At 60.4% G+C, this 16,941-nt stretch carries 15 protein-coding genes; 9 read left to right on the top strand and 6 right to left on the bottom strand.

Annotation, left to right across the window (positions count from 1 at the left end; translation table 11 throughout):
• Nucleotides 1-9 precede the first annotated feature (9 nt).
• A complete protein-coding gene (plsB, locus tag BS300_RS20115; RefSeq protein ID WP_071914910.1) occupies nt 10-2,433 on the bottom strand; it encodes a glycerol-3-phosphate 1-O-acyltransferase PlsB in 2,424 nt (807 codons plus the stop codon).
• A 204-nt stretch (nt 2,434-2,637) separates the two neighbouring features.
• On the opposite strand from plsB, the gene lexA reads away from it, so the two are divergent.
• The 4 genes from lexA to dinF all read left to right on the top strand — a co-directional run bounded on the left by lexA (nt 2,638) and on the right by dinF (nt 6,138).
• Entirely contained in the window at nt 2,638-3,264 is a 627-nt protein-coding gene (gene lexA / locus BS300_RS20110; RefSeq protein WP_071914908.1) for a transcriptional repressor LexA, read from the top strand.
• 461 nt (nt 3,265-3,725) lie between these two features.
• Nucleotides 3,726-3,941 (top strand): hypothetical protein, encoded by a 216-nt coding sequence (locus BS300_RS20105; RefSeq protein WP_083593557.1) that lies wholly within the window; start codon nt 3,726-3,728, stop codon nt 3,939-3,941.
• Between the two features lie 206 nt (nt 3,942-4,147).
• Nucleotides 4,148-4,774: an SCO family protein gene (locus BS300_RS20100; RefSeq protein ID WP_042030396.1), complete on the top strand. Its 627-nt coding sequence runs from the start codon at nt 4,148-4,150 to the stop codon at nt 4,772-4,774.
• A 2-nt stretch (nt 4,775-4,776) separates the two neighbouring features.
• The gene (gene dinF, locus BS300_RS20095) at nt 4,777-6,138 is read left to right on the top strand and encodes an MATE family efflux transporter DinF (protein ID WP_071914904.1); all 1,362 of its coding nucleotides are present in this window, start codon (nt 4,777-4,779) and stop codon (nt 6,136-6,138) included.
• 13 nt (nt 6,139-6,151) lie between these two features.
• Here the strand turns inward: dinF and trmL are convergent, their stop codons facing one another.
• The 3 genes from trmL to BS300_RS20080 form a co-directional block, all read right to left on the bottom strand.
• On the bottom strand, nt 6,152-6,616 hold the full coding sequence (trmL, locus tag BS300_RS20090; protein WP_042030399.1) for a tRNA (uridine(34)/cytosine(34)/5-carboxymethylaminomethyluridine(34)-2'-O)-methyltransferase TrmL: 465 nt from the start codon (nt 6,614-6,616) through the stop codon (nt 6,152-6,154).
• 74 nt (nt 6,617-6,690) lie between these two features.
• Nucleotides 6,691-8,061, bottom strand: a complete 1,371-nt coding sequence (locus BS300_RS20085; protein ID WP_239693846.1) for an ATP-binding protein — start codon at nt 8,059-8,061, stop codon at nt 6,691-6,693.
• Nucleotides 8,043-8,738 (bottom strand): response regulator, encoded by a 696-nt coding sequence (locus BS300_RS20080; RefSeq protein ID WP_071914902.1) that lies wholly within the window; start codon nt 8,736-8,738, stop codon nt 8,043-8,045. Before BS300_RS20080 ends, BS300_RS20085 begins: the two co-directional genes overlap by 19 nt.
• Nucleotides 8,739-8,823: 85 nt before the next feature.
• On the opposite strand from BS300_RS20080, the gene BS300_RS20075 reads away from it, so the two are divergent.
• The 4 genes from BS300_RS20075 (at nt 8,824) to BS300_RS21395 (ending at nt 12,201) form a co-directional block, all read left to right on the top strand.
• Nucleotides 8,824-9,735 (top strand): cation diffusion facilitator family transporter, encoded by a 912-nt coding sequence (locus BS300_RS20075; RefSeq protein ID WP_071914899.1) that lies wholly within the window; start codon nt 8,824-8,826, stop codon nt 9,733-9,735.
• Between the two features lie 8 nt (nt 9,736-9,743).
• Nucleotides 9,744-10,523, top strand: coding sequence for a serine O-acetyltransferase (gene cysE, locus BS300_RS20070; RefSeq protein ID WP_071914897.1), 780 nt, complete (start codon nt 9,744-9,746; stop codon nt 10,521-10,523).
• 20 nt (nt 10,524-10,543) lie between these two features.
• Nucleotides 10,544-11,824, top strand: coding sequence for a hypothetical protein (locus tag BS300_RS20065; protein ID WP_071914894.1), 1,281 nt, complete (start codon nt 10,544-10,546; stop codon nt 11,822-11,824).
• Nucleotides 11,825-11,991: 167 nt separating this feature from the next.
• A complete protein-coding gene (locus tag BS300_RS21395) occupies nt 11,992-12,201 on the top strand; it encodes a cell division protein ZapB (protein WP_033113622.1) in 210 nt (69 codons plus the stop codon).
• 72 nt (nt 12,202-12,273) lie between these two features.
• On the opposite strand, the gene elbB is transcribed toward BS300_RS21395, so the two are convergent.
• On the bottom strand, nt 12,274-12,924 hold the full coding sequence (gene elbB / locus BS300_RS20055) for an isoprenoid biosynthesis glyoxalase ElbB (RefSeq protein ID WP_071914944.1): 651 nt from the start codon (nt 12,922-12,924) through the stop codon (nt 12,274-12,276).
• Between the two features lie 400 nt (nt 12,925-13,324).
• Between elbB and polA the strand changes: the two genes are divergently transcribed.
• Nucleotides 13,325-16,078 carry a DNA polymerase I gene (gene polA, locus BS300_RS20045; RefSeq protein ID WP_071914892.1) on the top strand — a complete coding sequence of 918 codons (2,754 nt, stop codon included), beginning with the start codon at nt 13,325-13,327 and terminating at the stop codon, nt 16,076-16,078.
• 85 nt (nt 16,079-16,163) lie between these two features.
• Here polA and BS300_RS20040 read toward each other — a convergent pair whose 3' ends face one another.
• Nucleotides 16,164-16,706: a gamma carbonic anhydrase family protein gene (locus tag BS300_RS20040; RefSeq protein WP_071914942.1), complete on the bottom strand. Its 543-nt coding sequence runs from the start codon at nt 16,704-16,706 to the stop codon at nt 16,164-16,166.
• Nucleotides 16,707-16,941: the final 235 nt, after the last annotated feature.

Genomic DNA, 16,941 nt, shown 5'->3' with positions numbered 1-16,941 from the left:
CGTTGCAGATCAGAGCTGGTTGCCCGCCTGAATGGTACGGCGGATCTTGTTGCTCAGCAGCGGCACTATGTTGTCGGCCAGAGCCTGGAAGCGGCCGAGATCCGGCTTGCAGTCGGAGGAGAAGTAACCCTCCTTGCGCAGGGTGTGGATCAGGGTGCTGAACAGCTTCTGGTCGAAGAACTCGGGGGCGTTGATGCCGTGCAAAGTGCCGAGGCGCTCTGCCATCATCAGGCCGTCCGCTTCCAGCTGCTCCGCCTCGATATGGGGCTGGGCCAGCACCCGGGTCAGCACGATGGCGTAGCGCTGCAGGGTCTCCTGAATGCTCTCCGCCAGCAGCAGCAGGCGCATCTGGTTGGCCGGGTTGACCCAGTAGCCGCCATCGCGCGCCTCGATGAGTTGCTGACGCTGCAGTTCGGCCAGCAGGGCCTCGACCAGCTCCGGCAGCTCATCTTCTTCGTAGCGCAGGAACAGCTCGGTCTTGAGCAGCGGATAGATGTCGATGCAGCGGGCCAGCAGCTCGCTGTGGGAGATCCCTTCGCAGCGCTCGATCAGGGCTGCTACCAGCGAGGGCATGGCGAACAGGTGGAGGATGTTGTTGCGGTAGTAGGTCAGCAGGATCGCCTGATAGCGGTCGAGACTGATGATCTGGCCCAGCTTGTCCTCGCTCACCTCGAACTTGTTGAGCTCCATCGCCTGATCCAGCAGGGTAGCGGCATCTTCGGCCGGCATGGTGCTGTGCGGGCTGTAGGGCACCTGCTTGAGCAGATCCAGATAGGTGTTGAGCTGGGCCTGCAGTTCGTCGCGGGTCAGGGCGTGACGCTCGGCGGCCAGCAGTGCCAGCGCGCTCAGGGTCAGGCCATTGACCGCGGCAGCCCCGTTGATGCGAGTCATCAGCAGCTCGGCCAGTTCGTTGACGGTACCCGCCATCCACTCCGGACGCTCCTCTTCCCCGATGTGTTGTTTCCAGTCGGGAATATGCTCGCTCAGGTAGCTGTTGAGGGTCAGCGGTTCGCCGAAGTTGACGAAGCCGCGGCCGTAGTTGCGCAGTTTGCGCAGGATGCCGAGCACCTGCAGGAAGCTCTCTTTCTCCTTGCGGCTGCCCTTGAGCTCGTTGTGGTAGGTGTTCACCTCCATCACGTGCTCGTAACCCAGATAGACGGGCACCAGAGTGACCGGTCTGTCCAGCCCGCGCATCATCGCCTGCAGGGTCATCGCCAGCATGCCGGTCTTGGGTGGCAGCAGGCGACCGGTACGGGAGCGGCCACCCTCGGTGAAGTACTCCACCGAGTAACCCTTGGCGAACAGCAGGTTGAGGTATTCACGAAATACCGTGCTGTAGAGCGGGTTGCCCTTGAAGGTGCGGCGGATGAAGAAGGCGCCGCCGTGGCGGAAAATCGGGCCAGCCGGCCAGAAGTTGAGGTTGATGCCCGCCGCGATATGGGGCGGTACCATCCCCTGGTGATAGATGACGTAGGAGAGCAGCAGGTAGTCCATGTGGCTGCGGTGGCAGGGGACATAGACGATCTCGTGCCCTTCCTGTGCCAGCTGGCGTACCTTCTCGGCGCCGTTGACGGAGAGCCCGCGGTAGAGCTTGTTCCACAGCCAGCCGAGGAAACTCTCGCCGAGACGGATCAGCCGATAGGAGAAGTCGGAGGCGATCTCGTCCATATAGCCGTGAGCCCGCTTCTTGGCTTTCTCGAGGCTGATCCCTTCGCGCTGGGCCTCCTCTTCAATCGCCTGCTGGATCACTTCGGAGTCGAGCAGCTGTTTGAACAGCAGGTGGCGGTTCGGCAGTTTCGGGCCGGTGGCGGCCAGCTGCTGGCGGCTGAAATGGGTACGAGCCACCCGCGCCAGTTTGTGGGCGATCCCTTCGTCGGTGCCATGTTTGTCCGCCATATAGCGCAGGGAGAGCGGCGGCGAGAAGCGCACCAGATTCTCGCGACCTTTGAGGATCACGATGAGCGCTTTCTTCAGTCGGTTCGGCGCCAGACTGCTGATGATGTTCCAGCCGGATGCCTCTTCGCCTTCCCGACCCGGCGCACGACCCCAGAACAGGGTGACGGGCACCACCTGGATATCCAGCTCGGGATCCTGCTTGTGCAGATCCAGCAGCTGGTGGAACTCCTGCAGGAAGGGGAGCGGTTTGCTGCGTTTGCCAAACAGGGGAGGCGGACGATCCAGACAGACATAGCGCGGCAGCAGCTGGCCGTTAAGCTCCAGCGGGGTGAAGGGGCCGGGCAGACCGAGATCCTCACAGCATTGCTGCAGGGTCATCAGGTCAGTGATCGAACTGGTCTTCAGGGCGTAGACGATGGGTCTGGCCGGATCCAGATTGAGTTCTGTGATGGGATTTTCCGGCAGGCTCTTGTGATTGACCAAGCCGCTGACCGGCCATTGCAAGATGGCTCTGGAAATCTTCTGTCCTAGGGACATGTGCGTCTGCTCTCCAAAAAAATGCGGCGTGAGCATAGCAAATCGGCGGCCCCTTGTCGCCGAGAGGTACGATGAGTCAGCTGCGCAGGATCAAAACAGCGATAAATGAGCGGTTTGTCGCGACAAATGTCAGCTCTGCCTTGCCTTGGTCACTGCACTGTATATACTGCCAGTGTGCTGTATAAAAAGACAGGTGCCCATTCTATGAAACCCCTTACTCCCCGCCAGGCCGAAGTGCTGGAGTTGATCAAGGCGAATATGAGCGAAACCGGCATGCCGCCGACTCGCGCCGAGATTGCCCAGAAGCTTGGTTTCAAGTCGGCTAATGCGGCCGAAGAACATCTGAAGGCCCTGGCCAAAAAAGGGGTCATCGAGATCATGCCGGGCACGTCCCGCGGCATCCGCCTGCTGCTTGAAGAGGAGGAAGAGGTGCTGGAAGAGAGCGGCCTGCCCCTGATTGGCAAGGTGGCTGCCGGTGAACCTATCCTGGCGCAGGAGCATATCGAGAGCCACTATCAGGTGGATCCCGCCCTGTTCCATCCGCGGGCAGATTTTCTGCTGCGGGTGCAGGGGATGAGCATGAAGAACATCGGCATTCTGGATGGCGACCTGCTGGCGGTGCACAAGACTCAGGAGGTGCGCAACGGTCAGGTGGTGGTGGCTCGTCTTGATGAGGATGTCACCGTCAAGCGCTTCCAGCGCAAGGGTAGCCAGGTGTGGCTGCTGCCGGAAAACGAAGAGCTCTCCCCCATCAAGGTGGATCTCTCCAGCCAGCACCTCACTATCGAAGGTCTGGCCGTCGGCGTGATCCGCAACGCCGACTGGATGTAATTATCCCTTTGCCATGAGACGGCCTCCTGCGGGAGGCCGTTTTGTTTTTTGCGCCTTTCCTGTTAGCCCTGCCACTCGCCTATTGCTACAAGACTCGACAGGTGTTCGACGAAGGGAGTGGCTGCCAATCATTCATTTCGGATATATGCTCAAATCAGGGTCTCGCCAATAAAGAGACTTCTTGCCATGCGTTGCCGGCCTGTGGCGGGTAATAGGGGCAAAGTCAGAACAAGCGTGGACAATGCACCTTCACGGGATATGAAGGGAGAGGGGGCGCCCCTGCCATGGGGCGTCACTCGTGGTATGGCAAGTCGCCGTGCTGCCGGCAGAGTCGGGCAGGCGAAACAGCATAACTTGTCGGTCAGGGAGGACTGGTTATGGCATCGAGATCTCCATGGGATACAGGGGTGAGGGAACTGGCACCGGTATCCTCCATCACCCGTTTTTTCAGAGGCAGCCGGTTGACCTGGTTCTATGGGCTCTGGCTGCACCACAAGGGCTCGCACTGGACGCTCTGGCTGGGTTGCCCGAAAGAGAAGGTGGTACAGCTGGTGCTGTTGTTCAAGCGGAGCCATGGTGTTGCCAAGTCGCAGGAAAACTGGTTGGCCCCCGTGATCCCCATCAGTGCCAGAGCGCTCGGTAAAATGCTGCAGCGGAGGCGCATTAACCGCCCGTGAAGGGGATGGATGGCGCCAGAGACTCACAAAACCGGCTCGCTCAAGAGCCGGTTTTTGTTTTTGCGGTTGCTGCTTAATTGAACCAAACGGTCTGTTCCTGACAGAGCCGTGTACAAGGAGTCTCCAGTTCATGCCCTGCTGGGGTACAATCCCCCACCTGTCTGGCTATCGATGCTGTGTGTACTGAACCGAAAGGGTCTCTTGTTATGATGAAGCTTCGCTATCCCCTGCTGTTTCTGCTGCTGACAGGCTGCCTGATCCTTGCCTTCTACCTCACCCAGCCAAAACGGCCGGAGCATGCTGACTACTATCCGGTCGGGCGGGACATCAACAACTTCCAGCTGATCGATGCCGACAACAAGCCATTCACCCCGGCCAACTTGCTGGGCCACTGGACCTTTCTCTTCGTCGGTTACACCTATTGTCCCGATATCTGCCCCACCACGCTGGCCGATATACGCTCCGTCTACGATCAGCTGAAGAAGCTGGCACCGACCACTCAGGTGGTTTTTGTATCGGCGGATCCCCAGCGCGATGATCCTGCCCGTCTCAAGACCTATACCGCCTTCTTCAACCCCGAGTTCAAGGCTGCGACGGCGCCACACGACAAGCTGTTCCCGTTTGTGCGCAATCTGGGGCTGGTCTACTCCATCGCCAAGGAGGGGGAGAAGGATTACCTGATCGATCACTCCGCCTCCATCGTCCTCATCAACCCCAAGGGCAAGTTGCAGGGGGTATTTAGGCCCAAGGTGGAGCGCGGCCAGGTACCGCTGGTACAGATGGATAGCATGCTCTCCGACTTCTCCCGCATCCTGAAGCTGACAGGTCACTGAGAGTGACGCACTCTGTTGCTCCCTGGTGGCGAGATCCTTCTCGCCACCGCGCCGTCTTTGCCCTCGCCCTGCCGATGGTCTTCTCCAATATCACCACCCCCCTGCTGGGGCTGGTGGACACCTGGGTGATCGGTCATCTCGGGCAGGCCTGGTTTCTCGGGGGCGTCTCGGTCGGGGCGACCCTCATCAATCTCATCTTCTGGTTGCTCGGCTTTCTGCGAATGTCCACCACCGGACTGACGGCGCAGGCTCACGGTGCTGCCGACGGGCGGGCCCAGATCGATACCCTGCTGCGCGGGTTGGGGCTGGCCGTTGCCCTCGGGCTGGTCCTGCTTCTGCTGCTGTTTCCCCTGTTGCCATGGCTAATTGCCCTGAGCGGCGGCTCGCCCGAGGTGCAGCTCTATGCTGGCCAGTACGTGGCGGTGCGGATCTGGAGCGCTCCGGCGGCGCTCTGCAATCTGGTGATCATGGGTTGGCTGCTGGGGATGCAGGATGCCCGCAGCCCCATGGTGATGCTGATCCTCACCAATCTGGTCAACATGGCGCTCGACGCCCTGTTTGTGCTGGGGCTCGGCTGGCAGGTGCGCGGCGTGGCGGCGGCCTCGGTGCTGGCCGATTACTGCGCGCTGGGAGTCGGCATCTGGCTGGTATCTCGTCAGCTGCGGCAATTGGCGCCGACGGTGTGGCAGGATGGCTGGCAGCGCTGGCGCCAGCTTGCTCCCATGGTGCGGCTGCTTGGCCTCAACCGCGATATCTTCCTGCGCTCCTTATCCCTGCAGCTCTGTTTTGCCTTTATGACTCTGCAAGGTGCCCGGTTGGGCGATGTGGCGGTGGCGGCCAATGCAGTGCTGCTCAACTTCCTGATGCTTATCTCCTACGGGCTCGATGGCTTCGCCTATGCCGTCGAGGCCATGGTCGGGCGGGCCATCGGCTTGCGGGATCGGCACCGGTTGCGGGAGGCCATCCTGCTCAATCTGGGCTGGGCGGCCCTCATTGCCAGCGGTTTTACTCTGGTATTTGCCCTCTTCGGTAGCCACCTTATCGGCTACATCACCGATATTCCGGCGGTCGTGGCAGAGGCAACCCGCCACCTGCCCTGGCTGGTAGTGATGCCCTTGCTGGCGGTCTGGTGTTTCCTGCTGGATGGCGTATTCATCGGGGCGACCCGGGCGAAGGAGATGCGCAACAGCATGCTGTTGGCGGCGTTTGGCGGTTTCTTCCCGATCTGGTGGCTCTGTCAGTCGTGGGGTGTTGCGGCACTGTGGGCTGCGATGGCCGCGCTGATGGTAGGGCGTGGCTTGTCGCTCGGGATCAGCTGCTGGCGACTGGAGCGAAGCGGGCGCCTGCTGGACGCCCGCCACTGATCATCTGTGGCGCTTACATGGCGCCGGGATAACCGAGCTGACGCCAGCTCTCGTAGACAAAGACCGAGACCGCGTTGGAGAGGTTCATGCTGCGACTCTGGGGCAGCATGGGAATGCGTACCCGCTGCTCGAATGGCAGGCTCTCGATGATCTCGATGGGCAGACCGCGGCTCTCTGGCCCGAACAGCAGGGCGTCGCCAAGGGCAAACTGCACGGCCGAGTGCGCAGTGCGTCCCTTGGTGGTGCAGGCAAATACCCGCTTGGGCGCCACTTCTGCCAGAAAGGCTTCATAGCTCGGCCAGCGCTTCACCTCGGCAAACTCGTGATAGTCGAGTCCTGCCCGCTTCACCCGCTTGTCATCCCACTCAAATCCCAGCGGCTCGATCAGATGGAGCCGGTATCCGGTGTTGGCGCAAAGCCGGATGATATTGCCGGTATTGGGCGGAATTTCCGGCTGGTAGAGGACGATATCGAGCATGACGAGCTCCTGCAAAGAGATGTAAAGGCAAGAAGGGGCGCCAGCATACCCAGCGCCCGTGCCGATGAAAAGGGTCAGGCGACCGGTAGTTTGATGGTGACGGTGAGGCCGGTCGGGTGGTTGTTGCTGGCGGCAATGGTGCCGCCGTGACGCTGGATCGCCTCCGCCGCGATGGCCAGCCCCAGCCCGGTTCCGCCGGTCTTGGCATTGCGGGCATCATCGACCCGGAAGAAGGGCTGGAACAGCAGCGGCTGCTGCTCGTCGGGTACGCCGGGCCCGTCATCCCGAATGGTCATCACCCACTCCTTGCCATCCCGATACCACTCCACCTTGATGAACTCGCGGGCATATTTGAGGGCGTTGCGCAGCGGGTTCTCGATGGCTCGCGAGAGCAGCTCCGGCCACATCTGGATCGCCTCGGTCGGCAGTTGCGGCAGCCTGAGCTGTTTGCCGCTCTGGTTCGCCTCGAACATGGCATCTTCGAGCATGGGTTCCAGCAGGTCGGCCAGCGGCTGCACGACGGGGGCCTCCACATGTTGCTGTACCCGCGACAGGTCGAGCAGGTCACCGATCAGCTTGTCCAGTCGGCCTATCTCCGATTCGATCCGGGCCAGCTCGGCGCTATCGCCCTGCTTGCGGCGGATCAGCGCCTGCGCCAGCTGCATCCGGGTTAAGGGGCTGCGCAGCTCGTGAGAGATGTCTGAAAGCAGCTGTTTCTGCTTCTGGATCATGCTCTTGAGCGTATCCACCATGCGGCTGACATGGTCGGCCAGCTGGCCGATCTCGTCGCGGCGGCCAAGGTTGGGGATCTGCACCTCAAGGTTGCCGGCTGCCAGCTGGGAGACTGATTTCTGCAACTGCAGGATCGGGCGGGTCAACCGCCAGGCGAGCAGCAGACAGAGCGGTGTGCTGATCAGCATGGCCACCCCGAGAATGCGGATCGGGTGATCCAGCACCTGAATGAACAAGAACAGGTAGGGGTTTTCGGCATTGAGCCCGAAATAGACGTGGTAGCTGTGGCCGTGATGCTGCATCAGAAAGGGGCCGGCGATCGCCTTGCGGTGCTCGTTGCGCAGCATGGGCTTACCCGGGTCATCGGCATCCACCATGAAGCGCACCACGAACTTGCGTGGATGGGTGGTGGACTGGATCTGCCCCTTCTCGTCGCGGATATAGACGTTGTCCACCGGCAGCATGGCAATCTTGTCCATCGCCTTGGCCAGATCGAAATCCTGATCCGGGTCGGCGGCATTGAGCAGCGCCTGCACATTGTTCTGCATCCGCGCCACCTCGTGGGTGGGCAGCGGGATCTGGTTGCGGGGATCGAGCGTCGGCAGGCTGATCACTGCCGCGAGGATCACCAGCAACATAAACCAGAACCAGAGGAAGATGTGGGTCGAGATCCCGTTGAGGGAGGTGCCCCCCTTTATTCTTGCTCGAGCCACAGATAGCCGCGCCCCCGTACGGTTTTGAAGCGGGGCTGACCATCGGCGCGCTCCGGCAGTTTCTTGCGCAGGTTGCTCAGGTGCATGTCGATGGCGCGATCGAAGGGCTCCAGCTTCTTGCCGAGCACATGCTCGGAGAGGTGGCTTTTGCTGACGATCTGGCCAGGGTTGCGCAGCAGGCACTCCAGCAGGCCGAACTCGGTGGCGGTCAGCTCCAGCAGCTGCTCACCGCAGCGGGCCTGCTGCAGGCCGGGTTGCAGCACTATGTCCATAAAGCTGACTTCGTCGGAGGAGTTGCCGCGCTGGGGCGGGGCGCTCTGGGTACGGCGCAGGATGGCGCGCACTCGGGCCAGCAGCTCCCGGTCATCGAAAGGCTTGGCCAGATAGTCGTCGGCCCCCGCCTCAAGACCGTTGACCCGATCCTGGCTGTCGCCACGGGCGGTCAGCATCAGTACCGGTGTTTCATGGGTCTTGCGCAGCTTGGCCAGCATGGCGAAGCCGTTGAGTTTGGGCATCATCACATCGAGCAGTACCAGATTGAAGCTCTGCTCTGCCAGTCGTTGCAGCCCCTCTTCACCATCCTCGGCGACCGTGACCTGAAATCCCTCCAGGGTCAGAATTTCGGTGAGCAACTGGGTCAATTCAAGATCGTCGTCGACCAGGAGTATTCTGTTCATCGGGTATTATTCCGCAGATTTTCGCGCCAAACTGACGCCGGGGTCAGGGTATAATAAGTTTTTCATCGCCAGAGGAAAGCCGGTTTTGAGCCATCAACAATATTCCCGTTGGGTTACCTTTGCCAGCATGGCGGCCGTCACGACCGCCACCCTGCTCATCATCGGCAAACTGATCGCCTGGCTGATGACAGATTCATCAACCTTGCTGGCATCCCTGACTGACTCCTTTATGGATGTGAGCGCCTCCATCATCAACCTGCTGGCCATCCGTTATGCGCTGGCCCCTGCCGATGACGAGCACCGCTTCGGTCACGGCAAGGCCGAGTCGCTGGCCGGACTCATCCAGTCGGCCTTTATCTCGGGTTCCGCTTTGCTGCTGGTGATGCACGGCATCTCGTCGCTGCTCAAGCAGGCACCCATCGAGCGGCTGGAGGCGGGCCTCTGGGTCAGTGGTGGCTCCATCGTGCTGACCCTGCTGCTGGTCAGCTTCCAGAGCTTTGTCATTCGCAAGACCAACAGCGTCGCCATCAAGGCCGACATGCTGCACTACCGCTCTGATCTGCTGCTCAACGCCGGGGTGCTGCTGGCGCTGGTGTTGGCAGGACTGGGGTGGTACTGGGCCGACGGCCTGTTTGCCATCTTGATCGGTCTGTTCCTGCTGTGGGGTGCGTTGCATATTGGTTACGAATCGGTGCAGGCGCTGCTCGATCGTCAGTTGCCAGCCGAAGAACAAGCGAGAATAATGGCCCTCTGCTGCGCCGTCGAAGGGGTTCACGGCGTCCACGATCTGCGCACCCGCCAGTCGGGGCCGACCCGCTTTGTGCAGCTGCACCTGGAGCTGGATGACCAGATCCCTCTGGTCAAGGCCCATCAAATCGCCGATGAAGCCGAGCTGGCCGTGCGCCAGGCTTTCGAGCGAATGGACGTAATTATCCACATGGACCCCATCTCGGTGCTGACAAAAGAACAACAGAGCCCTCACCCTGAACAACAGTAGGCTGCAACATGGATGATCTGGTTGCCAAAACCTGGCAGAAAATTCAGCAAGAAGCACAGTGCATGGCGGCCCAGGAGCCGATGCTGGCCAGCTTCTTCCACTCCACCATTCTCAATCACAAGAATTTGCGCTCGGCCCTCAGCTTCCAGCTGGCCAACAAGCTCGACAGCGCCACCATGCCCGCCATCGCCCTGCGCGAGGTGATCGAGCTGGCGCTGCGCAGCGAGCCGGAGCTGCTGGCCGTGGTTGCCGCCGACATCTGTGCCGTACAGGATCGCGATCCGGCGGTTGACCTCTTCTCCACTCCGCTGCTCTACCTCAAGGGGTTCCATGCCCTACAGGGCTATCGGGTCGCCAACTGGCTGTGGCGTCAGGGGCGCCGCTCGCTGGCGCTCTACCTGCAGAACCAGATCTCGGTGGTATTCGGGGTCGATGTGCATCCGGCCGCCCGCATCGGCAAGGGGATCATGTTTGACCACGCCACCGGCATAGTGGTGGGCGAGACGGCGGTGATTGAAGATGACGTCTCCATCCTGCAGAGCGTGACGCTGGGTGGTACCGGCAAAGAGAGTGGCGATCGCCATCCCAAGATCCGCGAAGGGGTGATGATAGGGGCGGGCGCCAAGGTGCTCGGCAATATCGAAGTGGGCATGGGCGCCAAAATCGGCGCCGGCAGCGTGGTGATCAACCCGGTGCCACCCCATACCACAGTCGCGGGCGTACCCGCCAAGATCGTCGGTCGCCCGGAGTGCGACAAGCCTTCACTGGATATGGATCAGTGCCTCTGATCTCCCGGCCGGAGTAGTCGATGGCCAAACGCTGGTCGGGTTATCTGATCCTGGGGATGTGGCTGCTAAACCTGCTGCATCTCTATCTGGGGTTCTCTCCCTGGCCGGCGGCCATTGCTGCCTGGGCTGCCTCCCTGCTTACCTGGCCCTGGCTGGCCGGTGCAGCCAGACGGCAGGCGCTGGCACTTTACGGTGCTGCGTTTGTGCTGTTGCTCTTCTCCTGGTGGCGGGGTGCCAGCTTCAGTGCCGATGCCTGGCTGCTGCCCAACATCAATATGCTCACCATGTTTGCTGCGGTGAGCACCCTCAATCTCGCTACCTCGGGTCTCTTGACCGGCACTACCTCATGGCAAGGGCGCAAGGGGCTGTGGAGCACCATGGCCAGCCTCAATCTGCTGGGGGCCGTCATCAACCTCTCGGTGCTTTTTATCATCGGCGATCGGCTGGAGCGTAACGGTACCCTTGAGCGACGTCAGGTGCTGGTGCTGAGCCGCATCTTCTGTGTCGCCGCCTTCTGGTCCCCCTTCTTTGTCGCCATGGCGGTGGCACTCACTTACGCACCGGGCCTCAGGCTGTCGAACATCTTGCCGTTTGGCGTGGTGGCGACCCTGCTGGCTATGACGATAACGGCCTGGCAGGTAGAGCGGATCGGGGTGGCGGATTTTGCCGGCTATCCGCTGCGGCTGCAGACCCTGGGACTGCCGATCACCCTGGCCGGGCTGGTGCTGCTCATCAAGCAGATCTGGCCAGATCTCGGCATCATGGCCGTTATCGCGCTGGTGGCACCCTTGCTGGCGCTGCTGTTTATGCCGCATACCGGCCGCAAGGCCGCGCTCAAAAGGCAGGTGGTGGAGCGCTTTCCTGCCATCGGTGGTCAGCTGGTGCTGTTTCTGGGGGCTGGCCTGCTGGCTGCCGGCATCAACAGCGCCGTGTCGGTCATCGGTCTCGGTGGCGGGCACGGTTTACCGCTGTTCAACCACTTCGGCTGGCTGGAGGCATCTCTCGCACTCTTGCTGATCCTGCTGGTCGCCATCGTCGGGGTACACCCGCTCATCAGTATCTCCGGACTGGCACCGTTGCTCTGGCCTCTGTCACCGGATCCCAGCCTGCTCGGCATGTGTTTTCTGCTGGGGTGGGGGATTGCCACGGGCACCAGCCCGCTCTCCGGATCCAATCTGGCGCTGGCCTCCCGTTACAACCTGAGTGCTGCGGCCATCTTGCGTGGCAACCTGCTCTATGGCCTGCTGATGTACGGGGTTGGCTGCCTGCTGATGGGGGGCTATATCGCTCTTCACCGGTAAGCTGCGCAGGATGCGAGAAAAATAGACGCATATTTAGACAATACCTCTGTGGAAGAGGCATTTTGCAGCGCACTGGCTTGTTTGTGCCGATAGGCTCGGGGTATGCTGGCTCCACGCGCTTGAATCGCCCTCTGTGGGGCATCGCAATTGAACAAACAGGTATGCATATGTCACTAGAAGTCCTTGAGCAACTCGAATCCAAAGTACAATCCGCCGTCGACAACATCTCCCTGCTGAAGATGGAACTGGACGATCTGAAAGAGCAGAACACCAAGCTGCAAGACGAGAACCATCAGCTGCGCAACGAGCACGCTGCATGGCAGGAGCGTCTGCGTGCCCTGCTGGGCAAGATGGATCAGATGGGCGAAAGCATCTGATCGGTCGCTATCCGCGAGAATTGAAAACGGGCCGCTCCATGAGCGGCCCGTTTGTTTTGGTCGGCTGGTCAATCAGAGTGCCAGCAGCTGCTTGACGGTTTTCTCGATACCGTCTGCCGCTTCTACGATATTGCTGGCCAGCATGTAGGCAGGAGTAGAGATCACCTTGCGCTCCTGATCCACCACGAACTCGTTGACCGGACAGTTGAGGTGGCTGCCACCCATCGCCTCGATGGCGTTGGCGGTGCCTTCGTCATGGCCTATGGTGGCCAGGGTGCCGGCGCCGTAGATGAGCGGGATCATGGCCGGAGCGATACAGATGTAGGCGGCCGGTTTGTTGGCACTGGCAAAGCTCTGGCACGCCTTCAGCACATCAGGCTGGATTTGGCACTCCGCCCCCTTGATGGCGAAGTCGCACAGGTTCTTGGCTGCGCCAAAGCCACCGGGTACCAGCAGGGCGTCATAATCGGCTGCATCCAGCTCGGCCACATCCTTTATCTGGCCACGGCAGATACGCGCCGCTTCGACCAGCACGTTGCGGCTTTCCCCCTCGCTCACTTCACCGGTCAGGTGGTTGATCACATGGAGCTGCGTGACATTCGGAGCGAAGCACTGTACGGCAGCACCCTGACGTGCCAGTGCCAGCAAGCTGATGACGGCTTCATGAATTTCTGCCCCGTCAAAGACGCCGCAGCCACTCAAAATCACGGCCACTTTTTTCATGGCAAACTCCTTGTTGTTGAAAATGTGAGCCAAGATGGATTGTTGTACTTTTGTATGGTTATCGCTCGCCATCCGCTGGTCAAGTCATCTTGCTGTGCTAGGATTGTTTCGTTTCGGATCCTGCCGTACCTACTCCCTTAAATTTTTTTCCACATTGATCGAGATCATTCTCATGGTCTGGCGATCAGTTTTTGTGATCCCAACATATTGTTATGTATGTATTTTTTGTTTTTTATCCACAGAGTTGTCACGGTGGTTTTTCCGCGACTCCATTTTTGAGCACAGAGTTATCCACAGATTTGAGGCTTGTCTGGCTCTTTTTGCCGGGTATCTGCCCCCCTTGGTGTGAGGGGGGCCCTGTGGCATCCTAGCGGCTGTTTATCTCTGGCAGGACGATTTCATGGCCCCTAGCAATCCCCTTATTCTGGTCGACGGCTCCTCTTATCTTTACCGCGCCTTCTTTGCCTCCCAGCAGGCCGATCTGCGCACCTCGACCGGTTTGCCGAGCGGCGCCGTCCGTGTCATGGCCAACATGATGCGCAGCCTACGCAAGCAGTACCCCGACTGCCACGTGGCCGTGGTGTTCGATGCCAAGGGCAAGACCTTCCGCGACGACATCTATCCCGAATACAAGGCCAACCGGGCCAGCATGCCGGACGATCTGCGCAGCCAGGTTGCCCCCATCCACCAGATGATCAAGGCGATGGGTTTCCCCTTCCTGATGGTGGAAGGGGTGGAGGCCGACGACGTGATCGGTACTCTGGCCCGTCAGGCGACCGAGAAGCAGCTGCCGGTGCTGATCAGCACCGGCGACAAGGACATGGCGCAGCTGGTCTCCGACCATGTCACCCTGATCGACACCATGAAGGACGTGAAGACCGATCGGGAAGGGGTGATCGAGAAGTTCGGCGTACCGCCCGAGCTCATCATCGACTACCTGGCCCTGATGGGGGATAAGGTGGACAACATCCCCGGCATGACCGGCGTTGGCGAGAAGACCGCACTGGCCCTGCTGCAGGGGATCGGTAGTATCGACGAGATCGCCGCCAACCTCGACAAGGTGGCTGCACTCGGTTTCCGTGGCTCCAAGGTGTTCGCCGACAAGTTCCGCGAACAGGAGGAGCAGGTGCGCCTCTCCTATGTGCTGGCCACCATCAAGACCGATGTGGCGCTGGATCAGAGTCTGGAAGAGCTGCAGCTCGGCCCCATCGACAAGGAGGCTCTGCTGGCGGTCTATCGCGAGTACGAGCTGCGCAACCTGATCAAAGAGCTGGAATCCGGCGGCGCTGATGAGATCGAAGCCGAAGGTGATGATGACGGTGCCGCCCCGGTAGCCGCCATCGAGACCGACTATCGCTGCATTCTGGACGAGGCTGAATTCGACGACTGGCTGGCCCGTCTGCAGGCGGCTCCGCTGTTTGCCTTCGATACCGAGGCCACCAGTCTCGACTATATGGAAGCGCGGGTCGTTGGCGTCTCCTTTGCCATCGAGCCGGGCAAGGCGGCTTACGTCCCCTTCGGCCACGACTATCTGGGGGCGCCGGTGCAGCTGACCGAGGCCGTGGTACTCGGCAAGCTCAAGCCGCTGCTGGAAGATCCGGCCCGCCTCAAGGTAGGGCAGAACCTCAAGTACGACCGCAACGTGCTGCTCAATCACGGCATCGAGCTGCAGGGTATCGCCTACGACACCATGCTCGAGTCCTATGTGCTCAACTCCACTGCCAGCCGTCACGACATGGATTCACTGGCTCGCAAGTATCTGAACGCCGAGACCATCTCGTTCGAGGATATCGCCGGCAAGGGGGTCAAGCAGCTCACCTTCAACCAGATCGAGCTGGAGCAGGCGGCTCCTTACGCAGCGGAAGATGCCGACATCACCCTGCGTCTGCATCAGGCGCTGTGGGGCAAGCTCTCTGCCGAGCCGGGCCTCGCCAAAGTATTCAGCGAGATCGAATTGCCGCTGCTGCCGGTTTTGGCGCGGATGGAGCGACTCGGTACCACTATCGAACCCAAGCTGCTGCATCAGCAGAGTCAGGAGATCGAAGTGCGTCTGGCGGAACTGGAGAAACAGGCCCACGAGCTGGCCGGACAGGAGTTCAACCTCTCCTCGCCCAAGCAGCTGGGGGAGATCCTCTTCACCAAGCTGGGGCTGCCGATCATCAAAAAGACCCCCAAGGGAGCACCATCCACTGCGGAAGAGGTGCTGGCCGAGCTGGCGGAGACCTATGAGCTGCCGCGCCTCCTGATGGAGCACCGTGGGTTGGCCAAGCTCAAGTCCACCTACACCGACAAGCTGCCGCTGATGATCAAGCCGCAGACCGGACGGGTACACACCTCCTATCATCAGGCGGTGGCGGCGACCGGTCGGCTCTCCTCCACCGATCCCAACCTGCAGAACATTCCTGTGCGCAACGAACAGGGGCGCCGGATCCGGCAGGCCTTTATCCCGTGCGCCGGTTACAAGCTGGTGGCGGCGGACTACTCCCAGATCGAGCTGCGCATTATGGCGCATCTCTCTGGCGACAAGGGATTGCTGACCGCCTTCGCTGAGGGCAAGGACATCCATAAGGCAACCGCTTCCGAGGTATTCGGGGTCGCACTCGATGCGGTGACCAGCGACATGCGCCGCAGCGCCAAGGCGATCAACTTTGGTCTCATCTACGGTATGAGCGCCTTCGGTCTGGCCAAGCAGCTGGGTATCGGCCGTGCCGAGGCGCAGAAGTACATGGATCTCTACTTCGAACGCTATCCGGGCGTGCTGGAGTATATGGAGCGCACCCGTCAGCAGGCGGAAGCCCAGGGTTATGTCGAAACCCTGTTTGGCCGTCGCCTCTATCTGCCGGATATCAAGTCCCGCAACGCCGGTCTGCGCAAGGCCGCCGAACGGGCCGCAATCAACGCGCCCATGCAGGGTACGGCTGCCGACATCATAAAGCGCGCTATGATCAACGTGGATGGTTGGATCCGTGGGATTGAAGATGAGTCGATCCGCATGCTGATGCAGGTACACGATGAACTGGTGTTCGAGATCCGTGAAGAGAAGCTGGAGGAGTACATCGCCATCATCAAGGAGAAGATGTCTGCCGCAGCCGAACTGGATGTGCCGCTGGTGGTGGAGGCGGGCACCGGCGACAACTGGGATCAGGCCCACTGATCTCCGGTCAGCCGTTCTGCACGGCTATATAGCTATATAAGAAGCGAAGCCCGGCATCATGCCGGGCTTCCTGTTTCTGCCAGCCCTATAAGGTCTCTTGCAGATACTCATCCTTGAGCAGCACATAATTGTCGGCCGAGGTTTTGAGGAAGGCGACCTCGGCCGGCTTGAGCGGGCGAGCCTGTTTGACGGGATTACCTATATATAGAAAGCCCGACTCGAGTCGCTTGCCCGGTGGCACCAGCGAACCTGCGCCGATCATCACATTATCTTCAACCACGACGCCATCAAGCAGAATGGCACCCATGCCGACCAGCACCCGGTTGCCGATGGTGCAGCCGTGCAGTATCGCCTTGTGGCCGACCGTGACATCCTCACCGATCAGTAGCGGATAGCCGGTCGGGTTGCTGGCGCTCTTGCGGGTCAGGTGCAATACGGTGCCGTCCTGAATATTGCTGCGGGCGCCGATGCGGATATGGTTCACATCTCCCCGTGCCGCCACCATGGGCCAGATGCTGGCGTCGTCGGCCAGCTCGATATCGCCCACCAGGGTGGCGCAGGGGTCTACATATACTCGCTTGCCCAGTTGTGGGCGTTTTCCTTTGTAAGGTCTCAGTCGCAAGTCCATCTTGGCCTCCTTGTTTTCGGCCATTCTAACAACCTGAAGGCTGTTTCTGTGGATAAGTTTGTATAAAAGCTGTGGTTGGAGATGAATAACTAAAAAAGAGCAGTTTTTTGCAATTTTATTGCAGGAGAGGGGTTGCCAGAACGAATTCACTCCCTATAATGCGCCTCCATCGACACGGCAAGCGGTAACGCAGAAAGCCAAGTCGATAACCTCGAAAAGCCTTTGCAAATAAGGC

Source organism: Aeromonas sp. SCS5 (assembly GCF_001887375.1).
GTDB lineage: Bacteria > Pseudomonadota > Gammaproteobacteria > Enterobacterales > Aeromonadaceae > Aeromonas > Aeromonas jandaei.
The sequence above is the reverse complement of the archived record's forward strand: the minus strand, read 5'-3'. Positions and strand labels throughout refer to the sequence as shown.

Excerpts from the sequence above, each read along its gene's own strand:
- plsB (WP_071914910.1), bottom strand. The coding sequence starts at position 2,433 with ATGTCCCTAGGACAGAAGATTTCCAGAGCCATCTTGCAATGGCCGGTC.
- lexA (WP_071914908.1), top strand. The coding sequence starts at position 2,638 with ATGAAACCCCTTACTCCCCGCCAGGCCGAAGTGCTGGAGTTGATCAAG.
- BS300_RS20100 (WP_042030396.1), top strand. The coding sequence starts at position 4,148 with ATGATGAAGCTTCGCTATCCCCTGCTGTTTCTGCTGCTGACAGGCTGC.
- trmL (WP_042030399.1), bottom strand. The coding sequence starts at position 6,616 with ATGCTCGATATCGTCCTCTACCAGCCGGAAATTCCGCCCAATACCGGC.
- BS300_RS20080 (WP_071914902.1), bottom strand. The coding sequence starts at position 8,738 with ATGAACAGAATACTCCTGGTCGACGACGATCTTGAATTGACCCAGTTG.
- cysE (WP_071914897.1), top strand. The coding sequence starts at position 9,744 with ATGGATGATCTGGTTGCCAAAACCTGGCAGAAAATTCAGCAAGAAGCA.
- BS300_RS20065 (WP_071914894.1), top strand. The coding sequence starts at position 10,544 with ATGGCCAAACGCTGGTCGGGTTATCTGATCCTGGGGATGTGGCTGCTA.
- BS300_RS21395 (WP_033113622.1), top strand. The coding sequence starts at position 11,992 with ATGTCACTAGAAGTCCTTGAGCAACTCGAATCCAAAGTACAATCCGCC.
- elbB (WP_071914944.1), bottom strand. The coding sequence starts at position 12,924 with ATGAAAAAAGTGGCCGTGATTTTGAGTGGCTGCGGCGTCTTTGACGGG.
- polA (WP_071914892.1), top strand. The coding sequence starts at position 13,325 with ATGGCCCCTAGCAATCCCCTTATTCTGGTCGACGGCTCCTCTTATCTT.
- BS300_RS20040 (WP_071914942.1), bottom strand. The coding sequence starts at position 16,706 with ATGGACTTGCGACTGAGACCTTACAAAGGAAAACGCCCACAACTGGGC.